The organism is Parabacteroides sp. AF14-59, assembly GCF_003479515.1.
In the GTDB taxonomy this organism is placed as follows: domain Bacteria; phylum Bacteroidota; class Bacteroidia; order Bacteroidales; family Tannerellaceae; genus Parabacteroides; species Parabacteroides faecis.
Window position 1 is genome coordinate 49,735 of record NZ_QUHH01000002.1, and the last position, 26,392, is coordinate 76,126.

Annotated in this window: 18 protein-coding genes and 1 tRNA gene; 12 read left to right on the forward strand and 7 right to left on the reverse strand. The window is 41.6% G+C overall.

All coding sequences use genetic code 11. The features are described from left to right. The first annotated feature begins 76 nt into the window (after window positions 1-76). The 7 genes from DWW23_RS02465 to DWW23_RS02495 all read left to right on the forward strand — a co-directional run bounded on the left by DWW23_RS02465 (window position 77) and on the right by DWW23_RS02495 (window position 9,289). A complete protein-coding gene (locus DWW23_RS02465) occupies window positions 77-955 on the forward strand; it encodes a FecR family protein (RefSeq protein WP_122351717.1) in 879 nt (292 codons plus the stop codon). Between the two features lie 3 nt (window positions 956-958). Beyond that, window positions 959-3,679, forward strand: a complete 2,721-nt coding sequence (locus DWW23_RS02470) for a TonB-dependent receptor (protein ID WP_122351718.1) — start codon at window positions 959-961, stop codon at window positions 3,677-3,679. Between the two features lie 11 nt (window positions 3,680-3,690). Continuing rightward, on the forward strand, window positions 3,691-4,695 hold the full coding sequence (locus DWW23_RS02475; RefSeq protein ID WP_122352004.1) for a DUF4249 family protein: 1,005 nt from the start codon (window positions 3,691-3,693) through the stop codon (window positions 4,693-4,695). Window positions 4,696-4,842: 147 nt separating this feature from the next. Further along, entirely contained in the window at window positions 4,843-5,385 is a 543-nt protein-coding gene (locus DWW23_RS02480; RefSeq protein WP_233564248.1) for a hypothetical protein, read from the forward strand. A 23-nt stretch (window positions 5,386-5,408) separates the two neighbouring features. Further along, window positions 5,409-5,912 carry an RNA polymerase sigma factor gene (locus DWW23_RS02485; RefSeq protein WP_122351719.1) on the forward strand — a complete coding sequence of 168 codons (504 nt, stop codon included), beginning with the start codon at window positions 5,409-5,411 and terminating at the stop codon, window positions 5,910-5,912. After that, window positions 5,909-6,688, forward strand: a complete 780-nt coding sequence (locus DWW23_RS02490) for a FecR family protein (protein WP_122351720.1) — start codon at window positions 5,909-5,911, stop codon at window positions 6,686-6,688. Before DWW23_RS02485 ends, DWW23_RS02490 begins: the two co-directional genes overlap by 4 nt. Further along, window positions 6,689-9,289 (forward strand): TonB-dependent receptor, encoded by a 2,601-nt coding sequence (locus tag DWW23_RS02495; protein WP_147382581.1) that lies wholly within the window; start codon window positions 6,689-6,691, stop codon window positions 9,287-9,289. An 11-nt stretch (window positions 9,290-9,300) separates the two neighbouring features. Here DWW23_RS02495 and DWW23_RS02500 read toward each other — a convergent pair whose 3' ends face one another. Beyond that, complete coding sequence (locus DWW23_RS02500) at window positions 9,301-11,589, reverse strand: outer membrane beta-barrel family protein (protein WP_122351722.1); 2,289 nt, start codon at window positions 11,587-11,589, stop codon at window positions 9,301-9,303. 115 nt (window positions 11,590-11,704) lie between these two features. Here DWW23_RS02500 and DWW23_RS02505 point away from each other — a divergent pair, with 115 nt between their 5' ends. Next, complete coding sequence (locus DWW23_RS02505) at window positions 11,705-13,060, forward strand: sensor histidine kinase KdpD (protein ID WP_122351723.1); 1,356 nt, start codon at window positions 11,705-11,707, stop codon at window positions 13,058-13,060. Further along, window positions 13,057-13,767 (forward strand): response regulator transcription factor, encoded by a 711-nt coding sequence (locus DWW23_RS02510; RefSeq protein WP_122351724.1) that lies wholly within the window; start codon window positions 13,057-13,059, stop codon window positions 13,765-13,767. Before DWW23_RS02505 ends, DWW23_RS02510 begins: the two co-directional genes overlap by 4 nt. A gap of 4 nt (window positions 13,768-13,771) precedes the next feature. Here the strand turns inward: DWW23_RS02510 and DWW23_RS02515 are convergent, their stop codons facing one another. The 6 genes from DWW23_RS02515 to DWW23_RS02540 all read right to left on the reverse strand — a co-directional run bounded on the left by DWW23_RS02515 (window position 13,772) and on the right by DWW23_RS02540 (window position 22,333). Further along, window positions 13,772-14,680 carry an AraC family transcriptional regulator gene (locus DWW23_RS02515; protein WP_122351725.1) on the reverse strand — a complete coding sequence of 303 codons (909 nt, stop codon included), beginning with the start codon at window positions 14,678-14,680 and terminating at the stop codon, window positions 13,772-13,774. Window positions 14,681-14,801: 121 nt separating this feature from the next. After that, a tRNA-Pro gene (locus tag DWW23_RS02520) sits at window positions 14,802-14,876 on the reverse strand. A 35-nt stretch (window positions 14,877-14,911) separates the two neighbouring features. Then, window positions 14,912-15,976, reverse strand: a complete 1,065-nt coding sequence (gene aroB, locus DWW23_RS02525) for a 3-dehydroquinate synthase (RefSeq protein WP_122352006.1) — start codon at window positions 15,974-15,976, stop codon at window positions 14,912-14,914. A 138-nt stretch (window positions 15,977-16,114) separates the two neighbouring features. Continuing rightward, window positions 16,115-17,878: a SusD/RagB family nutrient-binding outer membrane lipoprotein gene (locus DWW23_RS02530; protein ID WP_122351726.1), complete on the reverse strand. Its 1,764-nt coding sequence runs from the start codon at window positions 17,876-17,878 to the stop codon at window positions 16,115-16,117. Between the two features lie 27 nt (window positions 17,879-17,905). Further along, window positions 17,906-21,265, reverse strand: a complete 3,360-nt coding sequence (locus tag DWW23_RS02535) for a SusC/RagA family TonB-linked outer membrane protein (RefSeq protein WP_122351727.1) — start codon at window positions 21,263-21,265, stop codon at window positions 17,906-17,908. A 468-nt stretch (window positions 21,266-21,733) separates the two neighbouring features. Further along, window positions 21,734-22,333 (reverse strand): metalloprotease family protein, encoded by a 600-nt coding sequence (locus DWW23_RS02540; RefSeq protein WP_122351728.1) that lies wholly within the window; start codon window positions 22,331-22,333, stop codon window positions 21,734-21,736. 158 nt (window positions 22,334-22,491) lie between these two features. Between DWW23_RS02540 and DWW23_RS02545 the strand changes: the two genes are divergently transcribed. The 3 genes from DWW23_RS02545 (at window position 22,492) to DWW23_RS02555 (ending at window position 26,102) form a co-directional block, all read left to right on the forward strand. Beyond that, on the forward strand, window positions 22,492-23,697 hold the full coding sequence (locus tag DWW23_RS02545) for a sensor histidine kinase KdpD (RefSeq protein ID WP_122351729.1): 1,206 nt from the start codon (window positions 22,492-22,494) through the stop codon (window positions 23,695-23,697). Beyond that, window positions 23,694-24,389, forward strand: coding sequence for a response regulator transcription factor (locus DWW23_RS02550; protein ID WP_122351730.1), 696 nt, complete (start codon window positions 23,694-23,696; stop codon window positions 24,387-24,389). Before DWW23_RS02545 ends, DWW23_RS02550 begins: the two co-directional genes overlap by 4 nt. A gap of 150 nt (window positions 24,390-24,539) precedes the next feature. Next, the gene (locus DWW23_RS02555) at window positions 24,540-26,102 is read left to right on the forward strand and encodes a M81 family metallopeptidase (protein WP_122351731.1); all 1,563 of its coding nucleotides are present in this window, start codon (window positions 24,540-24,542) and stop codon (window positions 26,100-26,102) included. Window positions 26,103-26,392: the final 290 nt, after the last annotated feature.

The following is a 26,392-nucleotide window of genomic DNA, read 5'->3' on the forward strand; positions in this document are numbered from 1 at the left end:
TAGCCATAGTGAGTTTCGATACATTCTCCTGTCTTTATTTGTGAAACCGATAATCAAATAAATAAAGAAAGAAAGAATGACAACTACAGACAAAGATATTGACAAGATACTGGACCAGCTGGTTGCTTCCACACGCTCGCCGAGAGGCCGTTTTTCAGCCCAAAAGAGTTGGAGAATACTGGAAAAACGTCTTTTTTCCACAACCGGGAAAATAAAGTTCTTCCGTATTGCCGGAAGTGTGGCGGCTTCCATACTCTTCTGCCTGGCGGGTTGGTATACATATGATTATGTACGATCCACTTCCATACAGACAATCTCGACATTGGCGGAAATACAGGAGATCACTCTCCCCGATCAGTCCGTCGTTACGTTGAACCGCTACTCCACACTTCGCTTTCCCGCTCATTTCAGGGGAGATAAAAGGGAAGTTCAACTGACCGGTGAAGCTTATTTTAATGTAGAGAAAGATAAAAGACATCCATTTATCGTGAAAGCGGAATCCGTCGATGTACAAGTATTAGGTACCCGATTCAATGTCGAAGCCTATCCCAAAGATACGGAAGTACGGACAACCCTCCTTGAAGGTTCCGTTAAAGTCAGTATCCCGGGAGAAAACGAGCAACTTATCCTTTCCCCTAACGAAAGTGCAGTCTACAACCGGGTACGGAAAAGTCTCGAACATGAAATAAATCCAGAAAGCAGCAATGAGATCATTTGGCGAAACGGTCATTTCCAATTCGACTACCTGCCGTTGCAGGAAATTATCCGGCAACTATCGCATGCATTCAACGTAAAAATAGAAATAACCGACCCCAATCTCAGGAATTACCGCATACGGGCAAACTTTACCAATGGTGAAAGCCTGGAAGAGATGCTCGACCTATTGAAGGGAGCCGGTAACTTCAATTATACAAAGACAAACGATACGATCATTATCAGCACTAAACTTAACTAAGTTATGAACCATTTCATGTATACCCCTTTCTTCCGCATCAGTCTTATACTTTTGCTGTGGATGACTCTGGGAAACAACTCTCTCGATGCTCAGAACAAAGAAGAACGAATTAACTTCAGCATTCGGAACGCATCTTTAGATACATTTGTAAAGCAACTGGAAGACTCTACAGGTTTTTCCTTTATCTATGGAGAGAAGATACAGCTCAAAAAGCCTGTCACACTAAACATGTCCCGGCGAACTGTCAGTGAAATTCTCCGGAAAGCATTTGAGAATGAAGCTGTCACTTTCGAGATCTCAGGAAAATATATCCTGCTGCATGAACAAGAAAAGCCAGCCAATCATAAATATACGATCAGCGGCTACGTGACGGACGGTATCTCTTCAGAGACACTGATCGGAACCAACATCTTCGAACGATATCAGGGAACAGGAACCTCCACCAATCCTTTTGGATTTTACAGCATCACACTTCCGGCAGGAAACACGGAGCTTTCTTTCTCTTACCTCGGATACGAACAGCAGACATGCCGGTTCCGATTGGAAAAAGATACCTTGCTGAATATCCGTCTAATGAGCAACAACCAGCTGGAAGAAGTGATTGTCCTGTCAGAAAAGAGAGAAGCCGGTATTCATTCTACCGGAATGGGAGCGATAGACATCCCTATGAAACAGATCCGCAATACACCGGCTATCCTGGGAGAAGCCGATTTATTGAAAACGATCCAGCTGATGCCCGGAGTACAGGCAGGTGTGGAAGGCTTCAGCGGTTTGTATGTGCGTGGAGGTGGTCCCGACCAGAATTTGATCCTGTTGGATGGCATACCTATCTATAATGCCGATCACCTGCTGGGAGTATTCTCGATTTTCACACCGGAAGCCATGAAGAAAGTCACTCTCTTCAAGGGATCTTTCCCTGCACGCTACGGGGGGCGGTTATCATCCATTGTCGACATCCGTACCAACGACGGGGATATGCAGAACTATCACGGGACAGTCAGCATCGGTCTGTTGACCAGTAAACTGCATCTGGAAGGACCAATCATTAAAGATAAAACATCTTTCTGCCTGACCGGACGCCGCACTTATCTGGACCTGATAGCAAGACCGTTCCTGCCGGACGACAAAAAATACAACTATTACTTTTACGATATCAATGCGAAAGTGAACCACAAATTCTCAGACCGCAGTCGTCTCTTCCTGAGTTTCTACAAGGGGAAAGACCATTACGACTACAAACAGGATAAAGAATATGATGATTATAATGGTGGTCCGCGAATGCATTTCTATAACAGTGAAATCAATTTTAACTGGGGAAATACGATCGCAGCAGGACGCTGGAACTATGTATTTAATAATAAACTGTTCAGCAACACCACAGTCGCTTACAATCATTATCAGATGTCGATGGCAGACAGCTACAAAAGAGAGGTCACGGGCACAAATGAAAACGAGGAAACAAAAACCGATCATAACGAATCCTATGTGTATAATTCCGATTATCGCTCCGGAATACATGATATAAGTTTCCAGACGGACTTCGATTATACACCGACACCAGACCATCATATCAAATTCGGGGGAGCATACCTGTATCACACGTTCCGACCGGAAGTGACAACTTCCCGTGTAAAGGAAGCTGAAAATGGCTCTACAGCACAAGATACGGTTTATAATGACTCATCAAACAGTAACCTTCACGGTTACGAATGTTCATTGTATGCGGAAGACAATTTAAATATCGGCAACAAGCTTAGTTTCAATGCCGGTGTCCATTTCTCCCTCTTCTACACACAAGGGAAAGGGTATTTATCGGCTCAACCCCGCTTATCAACCCGCTACCGGTTCAGTAATGATTTTGCGATAAAGGGCTCTTTTACCCAGATGGAGCAATACGTACATTTATTATCATCATCCCCTATCTCGTTACCGACAGATTTATGGGTCCCCGTCACCAAACATATTCGTCCGATGCGTTCCTTCCAGTATGCCATAGGCGGATATTATACAGGTGTAAAAGATTGGGAGTTCTCACTGGAAGGATATTATAAAGATATGCATAACGTTTTGGAATATCAGGACGGAGCTTCTTTCTTCGGCACCTCCGGAGGTTGGCAGGAAAAGGTGGAAATGGGACGCGGACGTTCTTTCGGGTTGGAAATACTCGCCCAGAAGACAGTCGGAAAAACAACGGGTTGGCTTGCCTATACGATTGCTAAAAGCGATCGTAGGTTTAAAGACGGCAGTATCAATAACGGCGAACGTTTCCCTTATAAATATGACCGTCGCCACAATATAAATATCTGCCTCAATCACCGGTTCAACGAACGGATCGATATGGGAGCAACCTGGATATTCAATACCGGAGGAACAGCTACGATTGCCGATCAACGTACCGGCGTACTCTCTTCCATCGGGAACCCTATCATGATCGATTATATTGCCCATCGTAACAATTTCCGCTTGCCCGTCAGTCATAGGTTGAACCTGAGTGTCAATTTTCACAAGAAACTTCGCCGCGGTACACAAACCTGGAGCATATCGGTCTACAACGCTTACAATGCAATGACCCCTAATTTGGTCTACAAGGAAGAGGAATTCATCGGACAGGATTATATGGATGAACATGGTACCATACAAACCAAATGGATACGGAATACCAAACTGATCAAACAGACCTTGCTTCCTTGTATTCCGGCAGTAACTTATACATTCAAATTTTAAAGATATCAGATATGAAAAAGCATTTATTCATATTACTCCTACTTGGCATCGTGCTCTTCTCTGCTTGTGAGAACGAAATACCGTTCAACGACAAATACCAGAAACCGCAATTATTAATGAATGCCATCCTGGAAGCTGAGAAGGAGGAAAACGAAGTACAGTTATATATTATCGATAGTGAAAAGATGACATTAGTAAGCAATGGCTCCGTCACAGTTTATGTCAATAATGAAAAAAAAGAAGTATCCGAGTCCAAAATAGTTCTATGGAATTCCAGCGACAGCATGAAAGTATGTCGCTTGCAAACCATTTTTCATCCGGGCGACCATGTACGTCTGGAGGCTACTGCTGAAGACGGTCAATATAACGCATGGGCAGAAGTAGAGATTCCCCAACCTATAGAAAAGATCATGCGGATAGATACCCTTCTTACTAAAATTAAAATAGGATATTACATGGCCGACTGTATACGGTACAGGATTACATTCGATGATCTGCCCGGCAAAAGGAATTATTATCAGTTAGCCATAGGGGAAAAGTCTTATACAGTAGATTTAAAAACCGGTATCAGGGATTCGCTACCTTTCGATATATCTTATCCGGAAATCATCAACCAGGAAGATATCGTACTGACCGACGGTCATCTGACTACTGCCGACGACGATGAATTCGGCATCCTGGATATGACAATCCAAAATGTACGCAATATATTCACAGACAGTCGTTTCGAAAACGGCTCCTACACCCTGAATGTATATACGCGTTTCTACGATTTCAATAACAGATATGAGGCAGTACGTATACAAACAGACGCCATCATCCACCTTCTCAGCATCACCAAAGCAGATTACCGCTATATGCGCGCCATGAACTGTCTGGATTCAGAGAATTATAACGATACATTTATGGAACCCGTTATCGTTCCGCAGAATGTAACAGGCGGCCTTGGATTTATCGGAGCAAGCTCTGAGGTACAAATGAAAGTTCAGATACTGGACCGTCCGCCAATATGGTAAAAAAATAGTCACGACTATTTCATCATCCATGCCTGATCATGGTAAAACAGTTAAAGGATACTAAATCACGAAAGACAACATAGGGAATATCAGAACTCATGCGGTTACTATTTCAAAAAGATGTAGTAATTTTAATCCATTAATAATATGCATAATATGAAAGGGGTTTCTTTAATTCTATCTGTATTGCTTTTTACTGTATTTATGAGCAGTTGTACAAATGATGAGCAAAATCCTTCCCCGGAAGACAGCTACTCCACACTCATGGTAAAAGCAGATACAAAATCTGCCGGTATGAAATCAATCAGTGAATCCGTAGAACAAATTATCCTTACGGGAAATGATATCCTCTGGTTCAATGAAACAACGAACGAGATCCGGTTCAAAGATAATTACTATCTGCAAAAATCTATTTCATTTTATACCGATATCAAATTTTATCTGGATGACGATTTTTTATTTTCGACTATCAAGGTCACAGATATCAATTCCCAGATTTACAATTCTCCGGTATTATATTACAACATGACTGAAAATAAATTTTATATAAACGATGGCTACCCTGAAATATCCGTTCTAAAACCTCAGGATAAAATACAAAAAGCACGTGATAAGAATATGCAGGCCATTGCAAATGAATGGGGTAAATTTATCCGGTATATGAAAAAAGTGAATAAGTACAAAAAATAGATCAACGACAACCTGTTCGCTTAATGCTAAGTAAAAAGGAGTTTAAACTCTTATTCGATACATATTTCGATGCCATTCGGAGCTTCATATTTTATCGATGCGGTGACATCGACACGGCTTCGGATATGGCACAAGAAATATTCATGAAAGTATGGGAGAAAAAAGAACAATTACATAAAAACAATCTGAAAGCCCTTTTATATAAAATAGCAAATGAAATGGTCATAAGTGCTTACCGAAAAGAAACAAGCCGTAACCATTTTGAACAGGAAATGATCTACGATAACGAACCAGACTTGTCACCCGAAGACGAAATTCTATTCAAAGAATTGGCCTCATCCTATGCCAGAGCTTTGGAACAGATGCCAAAAAAACAACGTGTTGTCTTCCTGATGAGCCGGAACGACGAATTAAAATATCACGAAATTGCCGGACGCCTCGATATAAGTATCAAAACGGTTGAAAAACGGATGAACTCAGCATTACAATTTCTAAAGAGAGCATTATTAACAAAAACGAAAAAATGAAACCGGAGAAAATTAAAATAATCCCTCGCTGGAGCAAAAGCAAAGAAGATATCTGGAAGGAAGCTTTTGCCGACCTTGAAAATGTTCCGCTTTCAAAGAAGATCCGGCATATTTCTTTGGGGAAATATGCCGCTGTGATCCTTCTGGTAGTAATTTTAACCGGAACCATAATCAGCCAATCTTACAGTGTAACCCAAATTGCAGAACGGGGATCACACCTTCTTGTTACACTCCCGGACGGTTCCAGAGTAAATCTCAATGCCGACAGTCGACTTACTTATAAACCTTACCGATGGTTTGTATCGAGAAATGTAGAGCTTGAAGGGGAAGCCTTCTTTGAAGTCAAGCAAGGAAAACGCTTTTCAGTAAAATCAAACCAGAACAAGGTGAATGTATTAGGAACCAGCTTCAATGTATTTTCACGTCCGGACAAATACCGCGTTACCTGTTTGACCGGAAAAGTGCAAGTGGCAACCCTCGATAAAGTGACAACCCTCGACCCGAACATGCAATTAACTTATCACGACAGTAAACTGACCATTGAAGAAAATATCCATACAAGTCAATCGGTCGCATGGATAGAAAACAAATTTGTTTTTGAAGGAGTCCCACTGGTTGAAGTGATCAGTGAGGTAGAACGTCAATATAATATTCGGGTAAAAGCAGACTTTCCGACGGGATATGTCTACACGGGTAATTTTTCCAGGATCACAAAACCGGATGAAGTACTTAAAATCATTGGTAAACCTTTTGGTATCAAATTCAGCATAGAATAAGTGAAAAAATCAATTATCATCATTTTCATACAGTTAATATGTACGATAGCTACATTTTCACAGGAAATGCAGCTATCCGTAACCAATAAACCCTTAAATGCTGTTTTGGGAATGCTTGGAATAGAAATATCCTTTGATAACAAAGCTTTATCCGCTTACAACATATCTGTCTCGAAAACATTCAGGAATCCGGAGGAGGCCCTTTATTATCTGCTAAACAACAAGCCGTTCAAAGTTGAAAAAATAAATCATGTATACATTATCATTCCGTCAGATAAGCAAATTACAGACAAAAATGTATACACCGAACTATCCGGACATCATAAACAAGTTATTTTCACCGGAACCGTTTCGGACAGGGAAACAGGAGAACCTCTGACATTCGCAACAGTAAGTTTACTCAATGCAAACAACCACAGCTTAATTACAGGAATAGTAAATGAAAAAGGGATATTCAAACTCCCGGTTTCCGAATCTCCCCAAAAGATCAGAATCAGCTTCCTGGGATATGAAACAATAACCGACGATATCTCTCCATTCGGGACGAACCTGGGTAAATTTCTATTGAAAACGATTACAATTCCACTGGCTGAAACAATTGTTACAGCAAATGAAGTCCGCCATAAAATAGACCGTAACAGCTATCTCATAACCTCCGACATGTGCAGGGATGCTGTTAATACGGAAGATTTATTGCATAAAATACCCGGTCTCTATTTTGATAAAGTAGCCAATACTCTCAGTGTCAACGGAAGTAAGAAGATATTACTGCTAGTGGATGGAATACAACAGTCACAAGACTATATCAAACAGCTGTCGCCTGGTAGAATACAGGCTGTAGAAGTGATCAACGGGCCATCCGGTCGTTTCGTATCCGACGATTATACAGCCATCATCAATCTCATTCTGAATAAAGATTATCGGGGATATGAGATCTACTCTTCCAATTTTTCAGCGATCAGCCTTTCCGGATTAAACAGAAGCGAGCCATGGATTCTGAACCGGCCTGTAGCCGGAATGAGTTACACACATGATAAAATCAATTTTTATACAACCTATTTCCATAGTAAAGAAAACCAAAACTTACCTGTATCCAAAAACCTTACCTACAGAGGCATAGAACTTTTATCGGAAACTCCGGGAAACACGCCCAACGATCTGTACAAACGTAAGAGCAATACCATCACAACCGGAATCAATTACCAGATCACGCCGATGCAAACAATTAGTTTCCAAGGCGATTATGTATCAGGAAAAACAGAAACAAACCTGATATACACCATGGAACGCACGGATATAACTAACGAGAACCGACGTACAATCAAAAACTCAACTGAAAACGCCACATCTGACTATACTTTTGTCGGCACACTGTTTTACCAGGGACAGATCGGTGAGCGCTTCCGGTTATACACTGATTTCTCATACAACTATTACTACAACGATATCAAAAACAAATACGACCAGAACGATGCCTCAAATTATATAGCTCAGGATATGTATAATGAATATAAAAATCACACCCTACTCAATATTGAAGGAAAATACATCTTATCCCCTCAAATGTCGATAAACCTGGGATATTCCAATGCCTGGAGAATGTATGGCTCGGAGAGTAGTCACGGCAGAGGTTTTTTAAACTACCGGGAATACCGAAATAAGGCATTTACATACATGATGCTCAATTTTTCAAGGAAATTCCAAACTAAAATCGGGGCAGCTATCGAACACATAAACTCATACGACAGGGATATAAAAAGTAACTATACCCGGATTTTACCTTACATACAGGCAAATCTCAATATTAATACAAACATAAACGTAAACGCAAGTTATTCAACAAACCAGCATTATCCTTCATTATACCAGCTTAGCCCCATGAGCCTGATTATCGATACTTTCCTGACACAAATAGGAAACCCTGAATTGAAATCCGCCATCCGGCATAACATAACCTTTCGGGTTTCATTAGGAGACCGGGTAACGATTACTCCTGCATTTGATTATATCCATGATGAGAGCAGTGAATTATATATCGAAAAGGGATATAAGCTATACAGGTCTTTCAGTAATATAAACATGAGAGAATATAGCCTTCAAATTACTTATGATCAACCCATCGGTAAATATGTCCGTTTCAAGAATATAGTGACATATTATCTCGGAGAAGGGTTGAATGCCGAAATCAAAAAAAAACCGGACGGATGGCTTGCTAATTCTGAAATAAGTTATTACCATCCTGTCAAATCCTTCGGTTTCGAAATCGGATATTACCGGAACATGAAAAAACAGATACTCAGCCAAGGATATCAAATGGTCGATAAAGACAATTGGCTGATATCTGTTAATAAGTCATTTTGGGATAAACGGTTATCCTTGGTACTCTCTTACATCCCTCCCATTTCAGCAGGCATCAGACGTAACCAACTGAGGGTACTGGATACTTCACTTTACAAAGAAAATACTTGCCGCCATTTGGAATCATACAACAATATGTTCCTGCTAAAATTATCTTTCCGTTTTGGTCGAGGTTACAGTAAATTCCCTGAACGAAACTCTACCATTAAAAATGAGAGGGAAAAGAAAACAATCGAATTTTAACGATATCTCTGCTAAAATCCAAACCGGGAAGTATCGACCGATTTATGTTCCTTCGTTTTATAACCTCCGAACTTATAAACAAAAGAGACTGAAAGACTCCGGCTATCACGTCGCTGATTCATTATCAGGTTCTGTCCTTTGTAATTCACTTTAGAGTTCAGATCGTATGAATCGAACAGATCGTTCGCATTCAATCTCAACTCCGCCTTCTTATCCGCAAAAGTCCATTTTAATCCGGCATCTACTTTCCATACAGAGGAAATATCATACAAGCCCTGTATAAATGAAGACATATACATTCCATTCAGTTCCAGTCGGATATCCGGTTTCGTAAACAGTTTAAACGTATTGTTCATCATAGCTATTCCCCGGAATTTAGTCCGGTCAAAACTGATATCATGAAAAGAATTACAAACATCCCTGAAGACAGAACCATCTAAAGTGACCTGCGAGTTCCAGAAACTACCGACAGAGAAAGGTATAGTTATCGTTGCTCCATAATTTTCTTCATAATCATAATTGATTGCCTGGTAAATCAAAGCTAGTTTATCCAGACTCTGATAGGCCAGTTGGGTAAACAGATCTTTTATGTAACTATAATATACATTGAACATATACTTACTTTTCAAAATATAAGTCAGTTCTGCCGTATAATCGGTAGACGGCCGTAAAGCCGGATTACCCAAAAGCAGTGTATATCCATTCATATAACTGACCGATTCCTGAATGGTCCAATACTCGGGATATGTCTTATCGGAAGAAAATCCCAGCTGGAAAATATGGTTGCCGGAAAGAGCATAGCTTAACTGCATAGTTGGATAAAGCGCCCACTTTTTATAATCCATCAATTTATAATATTCGCCCGCTACTGACAACGAGAAAGAGACCTTCTCATTAAAAGACTTTTCAACACCTCCATAAAAATTATAAGTTTCCTCTTTCAGGTCTGTATAGGTATCCATCGCGGACATATCGGAACCATCCTGCGGACGGTAAACCTGCAGGCTCTTATCTTTTGCAAATGTAAAGTTGATTCCATAATTCAACTCCCAGTCATCCGGCAAAGTATGTGTCTGCCCGACATAAGCATTCCAGCGATTGATCGTCTGACTGGCATCCGTCAAAAAACGTTGTACCGAACTTTCATTCCGGCTGGTATAGTCCTGAGTCGTCGGATAAGCGTAGTAGGTATAATCCAGACCAGCATTCAATCCGAAGCCGGATTTATAATCCATATTCACGTTATGCATTTGTTCATCTCCGGCCTTACTGTTTAGAGATTCGGAAAAATTACCGGATGACTTTTCTACGGCTTTCTTATCCGGAGTGATTGCAGAAGTATACGCCACATTCAAATTACTGTTTTCCGATAAATGATAGTCCCAAGCTGCACGCATATTATGTGTCAGGTTACAACGTTCGCCCTTATTATATTGCTCTATATCATATATTTTATCTCCAATCTTATGATGAGACAGGATATCATTATTGAGAATACTCTTATTATATCCGGCAGAATAAAGGATATCAACAGACAGTTTCTTACCTACAAAAGATAGATTCGCATGTCCGTTGCCATTGGCATAGTGGGCCTGGCTATATCCCGCTCCTACTTCTCCGCGTACAAAGGGATCTTCAGATTTCATATTTTTCAGGACCAGATTGATCACGGCTCCCCTGACACGATATTTTGCCGGTGCATTATACATCACTTCTGCTTTTTCCACATCAGAAACAGGTATATTTTTCAATAGATTGGACAACTGTTCAGTCGTCATCGAAGAAGGTTTTCCATTCAGGATAACCGTTACATCCCCAGCTCCGGCCAGACTGATATTTTCATTCTGTTCCATGACTCCCGGTAGATGAAGGATCGATTCGTATGCATTACCGGCTGTCGATTTTTCGGCCAGTGCTGTCATATCATATACAAGCGCTCCGTTTTCAACCTTCACCTGCGGACGTTCTCCTTTGATCACTACCTCAGCCAGTGCATAGTCCTGCTCCTGCATTGTTATAATTCCGGCATCCGGTCCTGAACATTCTCTTATTTGAGTTCGAAATAATAAATGCTGACAGATCAAACGGTATTTGTCCGGATTCTGTTTCAACGTAAAATTCCCCTCCGTATCTGTTATGACAGCATCTATAAATGTAGAATCGATTGTCTGCATCACCACCGTCACAGCCTCTATCGGTACTTGTGATGCATCAACTATTTTTCCTCTAACGACTTGCGCTTTCACCATAATTCCGGTAAGCAATATACCGACTGCTAATAAAAAACATTTGCGTATCATATTCTCTCTGATTTAATTTCTTTATCTTTGATGCAACAAAGGTAAAACAAGGCATCCCCGGGCTGGGTTAATGCCGGGTTAACGTTAGGTTAACGGAGAAAAGGGATAATGGAATATGAATAATAAACCGATAAAAGCACTAACTCTGTGCGGATTACTTGCCATTTTAACTTTACAGGGTATCTGGTTATTCACGACCTACTCGACCGTTAAGAACGAAACTATCAAAAAGAGCAATGAGTTGTTCAAAAACGCCATTACGACAGAATTACAAACGAGAATGGATGACTGTACTGATAATGACGGGAACGATGTATTGATCGAGAAAAATTTTCATCTGGATCTGGAAGGAGACAATATAGAAGACAGTGAATCAATGACATCCCAAGTCCATCTATTTCTGCAAGAGACACTGGACACACTCTTTCATTCTCCTGTCTCATTAAATAAACTGGACTCTATTTATCAGGGCCTACTGGAACAGGCCAATATCCATACGCAAACGACCTGCAATCTGGTCGATTCCGCGGGGATTGTTTTAAACAGCTCTGTTCCTGATTACCAAATACCTCCCAACTCTCAAACATTACAAACAGATATAACGATTATCAAGTCAAACAATAAGTTAGGGCTGCAAGCTGTCTTAACCAATCCCTACTGGGCTATTTTCCGTCAGATGGGGTTATTGCTTGTTGCGACCGGCCTGATCATGATCTTTGTCGTTTACTGTATTATTTATCAGATAAAAATCATCAACAAACAAAACAAAATAGCCCGGGTAAGAGAAGATTTCTCATACGCCATGATTCACGACATGAAAACGCCCCTCAGTTCGATTATCATGTGTACGAATTTTCTGCATAGCGGAAGATTGGATAACAAACCTGATATAAAAGAAAAATACTTCTCTATCATCGAAAACGAAACCGATCATTTGTTAATGCTTACCAATAAGGTTCTGACACTTTCCAAACTGGAGAATCACAAACTGGAACTCGCCAAAGCGATCATTGATCTACAGCCTATGATAGAGGATCTGCAAGAAAAATTCACGGCTAAAACAGATAAAACCGTGCATTTCACAACCGACCTGCAAACAGACACGGTATATGCCGATGAAGAATTTTTGAAAGAAGCAATCAGTAATCTGATAGACAACGCAATCAAATATTCGAATAAATCAGTCGATATACATATCAGTTCACTAGAGACAGAGAAATACACACTTATCAAAATTCGCGACAACGGCATCGGTATTTCGGTAGAAGATATGAAAACAATATTCAACAAGTTTGAACGGGCAGCCGCAACCCAACGGATTCACACCGGGGGAGCGACCGGATTCGGTCTGGGATTGAATTATGTATATCAGGTGATGGAAGCCCATGAAGGGAAAGTGATTGCAAACAGTATAGAAGGAGAATTCAGCGAATTTACATTATACATTCCACGAATAACAACAATATCATGATAAAATTACTTCTAGTAGAAGATGACCCGACTCTGTCTTATATCATACAAAGCGGATTACAGGAGATTATCGGCGGTTACGAAGTCATTACCGCCGGAAATGGAGCAGAAGGTTTGCTGGCATGGCAACAACATCATCCGGATATTATTATTTCCGATATCGATATGCCTGTCATGAATGGTTTCCAGATGGTGGAACGTATCCGGGAAACAGATGGCGATACTCCGATCGTATTCGCATCTGCCCTTACTTCCCCTAAAGATGTCAGGGAAGGTTACAAAATCGGTGTAAACAATTATATCAAAAAGCCTTTTGTCCCGGATGAATTAGATGCCCATATCCACGGATTACTAAAAATGAAAGATGGTGCAAAAACAAGGAACGAGAGCGGATACTATAAAATAGGTTCCTACACACTGGATGCGGAACACGCATCTCTTCGTAATGACAATACAAACACCAAGAAAGTTCTGACCGTACGTGAAGCTCAGATATTACAACTCCTGGCTGATAATAAAAACGAGACAGTAAAACGTGAAGCGATCCTCAGCCGTTTCTGGAATACAGAAGATGACTATTTTGCCTCCCGCACATTGGATGTTTTCATCGCCAAACTAAGAAAACTGTTGGAAGATGATCCACTGGTATCCATCAAAACAATCAGAGGTATCGGATTGACGTTGACAGAAGAGTGTGGAAAGGTATGATATTTCATGATTTCTGCATCTCATTCGAAGAAAACTGCTCCCTATAAGCCAAAGGCGTAAATCCGGTATATTTTTTAAAAAGGGCTGTGAAATAGGCTGCATCTTCGTATCCTATCGTATAGGATATTTCTTTGACACTTAAAGGGGTATTCAGTAACAGACCTTTCGCTTTATTCAATTTGAGTTCCAGCATAAAGTGAGCCGGAGAGACATTCGTATATTCTTTGAATTTTTTCCGGAACCAGGAGTAACCCATATTAATTTGCTGCGCAACTTCCTGAGGTGACATATTAGTCAGGTAGTTCTCTCTCATAATAACACGGGCCTGATCGATGTATTTGATCATTGTATCGTTGGCAAAATGTTGGTTATTGTCATAATAGAGAGCCATTCCTAAAATAAGATTACCGATCCCTGCCAACAATTGTTGATAAGTCGACTGTTCCAAAAGAGCTAATTCGATAGCCTGATTATATAATGATATGATCTCTTCTTGCAGACCGACATTATAGACCAATCTCTCTGCACTGAAAAATCCATTTTTAAACCTTGCATCCAAATGAGGTCCACGCATTCCAATCCAATATTCCTCCCATCCATTCTTTTTATCCGGAAAATAACTATGCCATGTATAAGGCGGTATTATCAACATATCACCTGCACTTATCGAAAGACTTTCGTCTTTAGACTTAAAATAAGTGCCACTACCTTTCGATATATAAACGAGCTGATAGTTATCAAGTATACGCCCATTTTGCGGATTAAAATCATAATCGACAGGATGGCCCACTTTAGGCGGATAAACCTCATAATTTGGGGGTATCTCCGCATGTCCCACATTATCGACAATCAATCCCCAAAGCAAGTCTTTTTCACTACTGACAAGATATTTGAAAAGATTCTTATGCTTCATATTAGTAACCTAATTTAATCGTTGACGCCACTAATTTATACAAAAAACAGTAATCCGGAGATAAAAAAAGAGATCTACAAGTAAATTGTAGATCTCTTTTTATCGCTTGCTCAGCTATATGTCGGGGTGAGAAGATTCGAACTTCCGACCACACGCCCCCCAGACGCGTACTCTAACCGGGCTGAGCTACACCCCGTTTTTCTTTACGGCTGCAAAGGTAAGATTTTTCCTTTATACGCCAAAACTTTCGCGGTAAAAATCTAACGACTCCAATATTTTTTTCTTTGTCACCTGCTGATTTATCTGAACTTCACCTATTTTAGAAAGAAGAGTAAAGTTGATAATACCACCCTCATTCTTCTTATCATGCGTCATTAGTTCGTACAATGTTTCATAATCCTTGCAGTCGAAGACGAAAGGAGGATAATATTCTTTGATATACTGAATGACCTGGCTCAGGTTACCTGACGGAAAACCACAGAGCTTATGCGAGAGATATAACTCACTCACGATACCGGCAGCCACCGCATGTCCATGCAGCAACGGACGGCTCTTTTTAAAAGAAAGGCTTTCATATGCATGGCCGATCGTATGACCAAAGTTCAAAGCTTTACGGATACCGTGTTCTTTCGGGTCTTCTGCCACGATACGTTCCTTCACGGCAACCGATTGTGCCACCATCTTATTCAGGAAAGTATAATCCATCTTTTGATCGAGATCGAACAACATGACCGTAGCATAAGTATCCATCGAACTGATCAGTGCATGTTTGATCATTTCCGCATAACCGGATAAAAGGTTATCCCGATCCAATGTACGCAGGAATTCACAATCGATGAATACACATTCCGGAGGATAGAAAGAACCTATTTCGTTCTTTAATCCGTTAAAATTGATACCGGTCTTTCCTCCTACAGCGGCATCTACCGAGGCCATGAGTGTCGTAGGGATATTCACAGTCTTCAGTCCGCGTTTAAAAGTTGCACCTGCAAAACCGCCCATATCCGTCACCATACCGCCACCCAGGTTTACCAACAGCGAATTACGGGAAGCACCTTCATTAGAAAGACGCATCCATATGTTCGACAAGGCTTCCAACCCTTTGTGCGTATCACCGGCATCGACTGTTATTACCGGAGCATCTTTAATTGCCGGCACATCTTGTATCAACGGATAACACTTTTCCTGTGTATTTGTATCGGTAAGAACAAACAATTTATCGTAATCCAATGAAGTAAGAAATTCCTGTAAGTCAGCTTTCAGGTCCTTACTAATCACTACTTTTTGATCAGCCATATATTTATCTTTTTGCATCTGGTTACAAAGGTATTATTTGTAATCCGATTATCAAAGATCATGGCATACCAAAAACTGCAAAAAGCCGGTTACCCCTATATAGTTTAGCCGGCTTTTATTTTTCAGATAAAAAGATTCTTACCAGGTAGGTCCATCATGCCAATCAGCTTTTGCCCAAAACAATACATCCGCATAGTTGTCGTATGTACCGACTTCATCCTGGAAGTGAACATTGTAATTACGTTCATTAGCAATATAGCGTAAACGGTTGCAAGGATAAGGAACAATCGCAGTTACATCGTGATCTTTCTCGTAATACATACGCGGATATCCCGTACGGCGCAAATCACACCACTGTTCACCACAGTAAAGATAACCGAATGCCACCCATTTCTGCTCCAGGATAGCTTCCAGATTACCATCGGTATAAGGAGTTCCGTTAATATGAGTCGACCATCTTGCTTCAGCAAACTGATCGATCCAGGCATCATCGTAAATAGATTGATCCGGATTAATCACATAACGTTGCTGCTTCCCGTTCAAATAGTCGCTATCCCCATTATCCGTTTCTGTCACGGAACGTCCATTCTGATATTTGAACAAAAACTTAATAGACTGCCTGATGCCTTCTTTGAAAGCAGCTTTAGCATCCCCGGCTACCCAGCCACGTTGATAAACTTCTGCTTTTATAAACTGAATTTCAAAAGAAGAAACGATCTGATGATCCCAGTTTTTGTTTCCCCAGAAGAATCCATTTCTACGTACACGGGAATAATACCCTCTATTCAAACGATTGAAGAACATGTCGTTGAAAGTGTCATAGCTTGTATTAGCTGAAGCACCGCGGAATACACTCGGAAGAGCGATACCTGTTTTAAGAGGATCACCAACTACCACTTCACTTTCTACATCAGTCGGTTGTTCCCCATTAGCTGTTGCCATACAATACATCAACGGTAAGCGAGGGTCATCCTGTCCTTCTACCCATACACCACCGTCACCGGCTTTTTGCATACGGTTGATCATCTCTGCACTTCCTGTCTGCAGATTATGCCAGTCGAAACCGGATCCACCTTCGATATCCAACGGACCGGATGATTGGCGTGCGATCTTGATATTCTGTTCAAGATCTTCAACAATCGGATAATCGCCTTCCAAAATCTCCTTCAAAATAGCCTGCCCCTTTGCAGCCAAAGGACCTTGTGTAGACACACGCAAAGCTGCACGCAGACGAAGAGAGTTCGCATAACGACGCCACAACGTCATATCCCCCTTGTTGATAAAATCCTGTCCGCCAAAAGCAGAAGGTTTTTCTATCGTAGCAAATGTCTTATCGATTTCACCCAGCCTATCCAGGATCATTTCAAATAACTGCTGACCATCTTCATAATGCGGATTGGCATAAGATACATCACCGTTAAGAGCGACCAGACCAATTTCATTGAAAGGAATATCGTTGTATTCACTTAAAATGAAAATCATCATACCATACAGATGCGTTTCGGCAGCCAACAGATATCCTTCATTTTTTGGTTTTTCTTCATCAGGAAGTGCATCATATACTTCCTGCATTTTCCTGAAATCGGTCACCATCGACGGGTAACTATTATAAGGCTGTCCGTAATCCTCGTATTCATCATCATAATAAACACTACCACTTAAAGTAAATCCCAAAGAGTTGGCAAGTTTACCCATCAACTGAGGGTCATAGCCGAAATAACGTCCATAAGTAGAACAAGCCCAATCGTTGGCTCTAAGCATACACCCGGACATCATTTTATCCAATGTTACCTCAGAAACCTTTGACGGATCCTTATATTTGCTGTCAAAATCATCTTCGCTACACCCATTGAATGCAACCATTGCAGCCAGCAATGCTGAATATAGAAATATTTTTTTCATATTTTCCACGTATTAATTATGTTGTGATTAAAAAGTTGCGCGCAGAGAAACACCCACCGAACGCGTCGGAGAAGCAGAACCTCCAATACTCAGCTGACTCTTCCAGTCTGTACCATTACTTGTTTCAGGATCGAAGTTAGGTATAGACTTATGAAAATAGAATAAGTTACGGCCGAATACAGCCAAAGTCAGGTTCTTTAGCGCAGCATGTTTGACCAAATCTTTCGGGAAATTGTAAGACAAAGATACTTCACGAAGTTTCCACCAATTATTCTTAAAGAATTGATAAGTGGCATTCGGGGTTCCCGGTGAAGTTCCCCAGGCATTTTTTGAATTAATATAATCTTCGTAAGCGATTACTTTGTCATTCTCCTTCCATCCTCCGTTTCCGTCAGAAACAACACCTTCCAGGATGATACCGGTCTGAGCAGTAAGTCCGTTTGTATATGTATACGGTAAGAATCCTTCCCCTTCACGATTCTCTGTCTCAGGGTTCACACCGGTAGCCATAGTATAACGATAGCAATCGTTAGCGATGTAGCCGCCAAAACGGAAGTCAGTCATGACATCCAATACAAAACGTTTGTAAGACAAAGTAACTCCCAGACCACCGACAACTTTAGGCATAGCGTTACCAATAAACTCATAGTCTTGTGACATCACATAATTACCGTCAGAATTAACAATCTTGCGACCTTTATACGGACCTTCTTCCACTACCTGATTGACTGCTGCAAGGAAGTCCCCCATCGGGCGCCCTACATAAGAATAGTTCTTACCTACTTTGCTGGCAAAATCGCCTGTTTCAACAAAATTGATGCCTTCAACCAGAGATTCGATCTTATTCTTGTTGAAAGCCAAGTTAGTTTTCAACTCCAGGCTGAAGTCTTTCGTTTCGATCGGTGTACCGTAAGCAGAAATTTCAACCCCTTTATTACTCATGACACCTGAGTTCACCCACATAGTTTCACTACCACTGGATGGAGCCAATGCCGTTTTCAACAACATATCGGTAATTTTCTTATTGTAATAAGAAACCTCGAAACCTGCACGATTATTGAACAATTTGTTTTCGATACCGATTTCGAACTCTTTTGTCTTTTCAGGCTTCAGGTTTTCGTTACCCAAATTATTCGGTACCTGGTTGTAGCTCCAACCCGGACCGCTACCGAATGTATACGCCATATTAGCTGCATACGCTTCTGGAGCATTACCAACAATACCGTAAGATACGCGCAGCTTACCATAACCATACCAGGAAGGCATATTATCTCTGAAAGCATCCGTATACAAGAAGCTTACACTTCCGGAAGGATAGAAATAACTACGGCTATGTTTTGGCAGTGTAGAAGATTTTTCTTGACGACCCGTCAAATCCAGGAACAGAAAATCATCGTAAGAGAGACCGATTGTTTCCAACCAGGCTGTTTTCAACAGTTCCATCTTGCGTTCGTTATCATTGCTAACATTGATTGTCTTATAAGAGTTACCGATCATGAATGTATTTTCAATCATCAGACCTCCGTTTGTTCCAAGCGACAAACTGTTCATCTTCTCAGAACGTGCCTGCCAACCCACATTAGCCGTCAAATTGAACTTCTCACCCAAACTTTTGTCAAACATCAACATGATGTCGCCATAAGTCACCTGATAATATTTAGACAAAGTAGAATAGCTGCCGCTGGATTCATTTGTACTGGCTGCAGAAGGGAATGATGAGTTACTTTGATCTGTCATTTTTGAGAAAGTATAATCAGTAGAAAGACGTCCCTTAGCTGTCAGGAACGGGAAAATCTTCCAGGTTGGAGCTACACTGGCAATCAAACGTTGTTCCAGTTCATCGCTCTCATGTTCGTTGGTATCCCACAATATTTCGCGTACACCATGTACAAAACCATCAGAACCATACTGAAAAGCTTCATTAGGTGTCGGGCCGGAACCTCTATCGTTATTTTTATAACCCAGGCTTGTCTTGTACATTTGTTTCATTAGAGGAATATCCAGGAATGCACCAAACATATTGTTGAAACCACCATACATACCGATAGATGCCTGCGAACGGTTTACAACATGCTGAGTAATATAGTTGGCCGTATAATCCAAAGACAATTTATCATTGAATTTTAAATTACCAATCAAACTGAAATTATGTTTGCTATACGAACCAGTCAGGGCATTAGGAGTTTCCAGCAGTGTTGTATAAGAGAAACGGTTTGATGAATTTTCACCGCCTTGATTGATAGCGATATTATAAGTCTGGTCAGTGCCGGTACGGAACAATTGTTTCCACGGATTTGAGGAAATCGGAGAGTAAGCACGGGTTGATCCGTCGATATACAATACTTCCCTGCCATCATAAGCCGGTCCCCATTGATAAGCACTATAAGCCGGATATAATTTGCCGGTTGCCGCATCTTTTCTGAAACCATCATTTGCAATCATTTCTGCCGTCCAGTCGCCATTACCTGTACCAGGACCATATTTAGTCTGTATCTCAGGAACATAAGCAACCATATTGGCCTGAAATGTAGCATTAACGTCTACAGTAATACCGGTACCTTTGGCTTTCTTACTTGTGATGACGATAGCACCGTTGGCTGCTTCCGAACCGTAAAGAGCCGTAGCAGCAGCACCTTTAAGGATGGTCAGCTGGTCGATATCTTCAGGGTTGATATCAGTCAAACCGTTGGAACGGACACTACCCATCTGTGTACTACCCAATCCGATATTGGAGAAATCGGAGCTGTTGCTGCTACCTGTACCCGAATTACCATTACGGATAGGTACACCGTTTAAGATAACAAGCGGCTGTGTATTTCCATTGATAGAAGATAAACCGCGAACAGTAATAGAGACACCACCGGCTGCACCACCTTGCGTGTTTTGAATTCGTACACCGGAAGCTTTACCATATAACGCAGTAGCAAAATTTGGAGTACCAGTTTTGATCAAATCGTCCGATTTGATCGTGGTTACTGAGTAACCCAATTTTTTACTATCTTTAGCAATTCCCAAAGCGGTCACAACCACTTCTCCTAATGCCTGGGAATCTTCAGCCAAAGTTACATTTAATGTAGCCTGTCCTTTATAAGGGATTTCCTGAGTCACATATCCCAAAAAACTTATCCGGATAATAGCTCCGTTTTTTACTCCTGATAACGTAAAGTGACCATCAGAATCGGTCACTACACCGTTATGGGTTCCTTTAACTTCAACTGCTGCTCCGATAACGGGGCCCAGTTCATCTTCAACTGTACCTGTAATCCGTCCGCTCTGCTGCGCTACGGTTTCGATACCACTTTTTGGAGCTTGTTCTGCCATCATACTTCCCGGAAACGACAGAGCCAAAGCAACCAAAACCAACTGTACTCGGTAATAGGTTTTCATTTAATACTAGCTACGTTAATAAGGTTAATAATAAATAAAATAAACTCACATTAAAACAAAATACACTTTCTCAAAATCTCCTTTTACTACATCTCTCGATGCAAATATAACTATTTTTTAATATTTACTAGATGTTTACCTGTTGTTTTTATCATATTTTTAAGTTGTTATCCAAATTACCACCTATTAATCTATAAAAACAAAGCAAATTATTTAAACTAATTTTCACATATTATATTATTCTATTATAAAATATATTTTTACCTAATTCATTATTGGTTTTTCCTGATCAATTCACATATTACATCGATATGCTATTCTTAAGAATCAACAATAACTCACTCCTGTATCATATATGTATATTATACAATAACAACACAAAGAGGGCATATCTGACTTTTGATACCCCCTCTCCATAAAAAAAACTCGTGTGTCTATCTGATTTTGGTCTGAAACTTGCTTATGTTATCAATAAGTACCCTTTATAATTGTCGCACTCAGCGACTCATCGCCATCTACTATTTTATCGTCACTGTCAAAAGAACGAAGTTTCCAGAAATAATAACAATCGGCAGCACTGGCGACAACACAGAAGATACCGGTAAAATAAACAGCGCTGTTACCTGTCGAAAAGCCATGTATCATTGGAAATACCCCTAACAGAATAAACGGAGATAGCAATGCTACACGATAGTATTTCAGAAGCAATGGTTTCTTCAATAAAAATCCCCACGACTTCCAGTCCGTATTCCATCGTAACGCCTGCCGGTCTTTTCCCGAAAACCAATATAACAAACCATATTGAATCAGAGTATAAACCAAACAACAAAGAAACATAATAATCGCCCCTTTGATGCTAAGAGCCCGAAGCCTGACAATACTTCCCAATTCATATCCGGCACTATAACTCGACGCTTCTCCCCAAACATAGTTAAACAACATGACTCCGGCAGCAACAAAAACAACTATAAAACCCAGCATAGTTAGATTAACCCGGGCAGCACTTACCTTAACCTCTACTCCCTGCGGATGAGTATATTCTTCTACATTCTTTTCTTTTGTTTCCATATCGTTCCGTTATTAAGTTTGTTTCATTTCTACATCGCAAAGATACGGGGGAAGAAAGAGACAGAAGGTTATCCCAACGTTATCTTTACGTTAAGATAGAATACGAAAGACAACAGAATAACGGAAATAGCTATCTTTGGCAGTGAAAGCAAAGTATTATGACAAAATCATTCTACATTATATTAACTGGAATCACTACTTTCATCGTCCTCTTCCTGATGGGACAATGGATAGGACGCAGTTATTCACTGACTAAAGAACGACTGATACGACAGATACACGAATCTTTCTGCCATACAACCGAACAATATGAAGCGGATAGGACAAAGGCTCTTCCCACTCTTTTCCGGGAAGAACTCGACAAACGGCATCTCGATAAACTGATCTTTCGCATGGACACAGTTCCCCTGAATGCTACCAATACAGTGCTACGGAAAGATATCCGGTATTTCTCCGATTACGAACGCCTGTTCAACGAACAACGGACTTTTACTTATCCGATCAGTGACACACAGGGAGTACAGGCACATATCCTCAATCCGCGGGCAGGTTCGGTCGGCAAGCTGCTTTACTTTTTCTTCGGCACAACCATTGCATTGGCTATACTGCTGCTTTGCATCCGGAAGCAAATCAATATCATCAAACGGCAGGACGAGATAGCACACATGCGGGAAGACTTTTCCTATGCAATGATCCATGATATGAAGACTCCTCTCAGTTCAATCCTGATGGGTGCCCGTATCCTCCGAAGCGGAAAACTCGACATGAAACCGGAAAAGAAAGAAAAATACTTCGATATACTGGAAGAAGAAGCGCAGCACCTGCTCGCCTTGACCAACAAAGTACTGACAATCTCCAAACTGGAATATGGACAATTGTTACTCGAAAAAAGCCATATCCCTATCCGCCCGATGCTGGAAGAACTGACACAGTTATTCACAGCCAAGACGAATAAACCCGTCACCTTCCGATTAAATATAGAAGCAGAAGATATATTTGCAGATGAAGAATATCTGAAAGAGGCTGTCAGCAACCTGATAGATAACGCGATCAAATATTCCGGGGACTCGGTCGATATACAGATCACCTCCTGCCTGTATAACCAATTCACACAAATCAAGGTAAAAGATAACGGAATCGGCATTTCACTTTCCGCACAGAATCATATATTCGACAAGTTTGAACGGGCTTCGATCAACCGGAACAATACGGCAGACGGTATCACAGGCTTTGGCCTGGGACTGAATTATGTGATGAACGTCACCCGTTCGCACGGTGGTTATGTCAGCGTCGAAAGCCAGGAAGGGAAATACAGCGAGTTCATTCTCTCATTACCAATATCCACAGAAGAGACAACAGTATGATCAGATTGTTATTAGTAGAAGACGACGCCAACCTGAGTTATATCATTCAGGGCGGACTGGAAGACATGATCGGCGGTTATGAAGTGACCATCGCTCCTAATGGGAAAGAAGGTCTGGAAACATACCGGCAGATGAAACCGGACATTATCGTAGCCGACATCGAAATGCCCGTTATGGACGGCTATGAGATGGTACGCCGCATCCGGGAGACAGACGAAGAGATTCCGATCCTTTTCTCTTCAGCCCGTGTTTCTCCGAAAGATGTGGTAAAAGGATATGAACTGGGGGTGAACAACTATGTCAAGAAGCCTTTCCTGCCGGAAGAACTGGACGCACATGTCCGGGCTTTGCTGCGCATGAAACAGGGAACTACGGAAAAGGACAAAACACGAACATTGACCATAGGTGAATATACACTGGAGCCCGAACAAGCCACCCTGCGTCATAGCTCCGGCAGCAAGCAACTGCTGACTCCACGGGAAACAGGCATATTGGAGTTATTATTCCGCAAACCGGAAGAGGTTGTCCGCCGGGAAATCATCCTCGATAAATTCTGGAATACGGAAGATGACTATTTTGCCTCCCGTAGCCTGGATGTCTTTGTAACGAAGCTCCGCAAACTATTATCACAGGACGATGCGGTCAGTATCAAGACTGTAAAAGGCATCGGACTAATGATCACGGTATCCTGACACACAAAACAGTGAGTCAGGATATTAGTCACAATTTCCCTTCACATTAAATAGTTTCTCAGATATTTTTAGTATGTTTAGCCTTGTTTTTGTACAAAAACATTTCTCCCGCATTTTATATTATGTCATACTATTAAATTTAAACGAACCATGAAGAAAGTTTTCTTATTCCTGAGTCTTTGCCTATTAGCCCTGTCATTTGCCGATGATGTCGCGGCACAGCAGAAAAAACCACGTATCGGTATCGCCGGTATACAGATCGAGAACAGTGTATTTATGCCCAACAGGCAACCGATAGTCGGGAGACCGCTTACCTTACCGGATTATCTGAGTCCGGACTCCGCCATGGGACAAGCCGCTACATGGCTCCCTTCCCTAATGGGCCGGGGCGGTGGCCGCGGACCTGTTACACGCGAATCGTACGACGCCTTTGTCAACGAAGCTCTTGAAATAATAAAAGCCAACATGCCCTACGATGCTTTTTGGTTTTACAATCACGGAGCCTGTAGCGTGGAAGGAGTAGCCGATCCGGAAGGCGAATTTATGGAAAAAGTCCGCAGCCTTATCGGAAACGATGTCCTCATTACAACAACGATGGACCTTCATGGCAATGCCTCCTGGCTTGTAGCCCTCAACTCCGACCTGATCACAACATACCGCAAAGCACCTCACGACGATTCCCGCGAATCACATCGCCGCGGCGTAGTCAACCTGCTCGACCGCCTCGCTTCCGGCAAAGGACGTCCGGCATATAAGGCATGGGTAGCCGTCCCGGTATTGCTTTCCGGGGAATGGTCGAGTACACGTGCCGAACCCGCTAAATCACTCTATGCCATGGTTCCCGAAGTAGAAGCGATGCCGGGCGTAATAGATGCCGGTATCTGGATCGGTTATGTATGGGGAGACGACCGGCGCAATCAGGGAATAGTAATGGTTTACGGCGATGATAAAGCACAAGTGGAAGCGGGCGCAAAGAAACTTGCCCAAAAATTCTGGGATGTTCGCCGCCAGTTTACTTTGGAAGCACCCGGATATCCGCTCGAAAAATGTCTTGACCTCGCTATTGCCAGTAATAAGAAACCATTCTTTATCAGCGATATGGGGGATAATCCCGGAGGTGGCGGATCGGGTGAAGTGACATGGACACTGGCCCGGGTCTTGAAACGTCCGGAACTTCAGTCGGCAGACGGTAAAAAACTACTTTATTGCTCCATTCCCGGAGACGAGATGGTCGAAGCTGCACGAAAAGCCGGTGTGGGCGGTCATGCAGAAGGTTATGTCGGTGCCATGACAGACAACTCTTATGAACCTCCCGTTTGGTTATCAGGCACAGTCATGCATGTTAGTCCCGTCCAGGACCAGACATCCGACAATTCCCAATATAGAAGACGTAGTAACATAGCCATTATTAAAACAGGAAGTATTTATATCGTTGTAGGAACTTCTTCCCCCACACCTAACCTGGAAGGAACGGGAATAGATCCTCGTGAAATGGATATCGTAATGGTTAAGCAAGGCTACCTGGTAAATCAATGGTACAATATGAAGGCAGACTGGGTGATGGCACTGACCCGCGGAGGAGTCGATCAGGACTTCCAAAACATTCCGTACAAGAATATCATCCGCCCTATGTTCCCATTAGATCCGGACATGCCGGACCCCGAACTCAATGTCATATTTGTACCTTCTGCCAAACATTTATACGGCAGATAAAACAACCGACGACTACCTAGTGACAGGTAGTGCCATGCCTATGCCACAAGAGTGCCACTACGATGGCAAGGCAATGCCACAGGTATGGCACAACTTTGCCACTACAGTGGCAAAGGCTTCAGCCTAGGATCAAACATTCCCCGCCACAGGGTCTGACATATAAAAAGGTGAACAGTTACTATGAACCGTTCACCTTTTCTATTAAATCATTCACCTGCTATAACGACATACAATAATTTGTATAAAAACAAATTAGCCTTTACAGGTGAAAGGATGAATACTTTTTATCC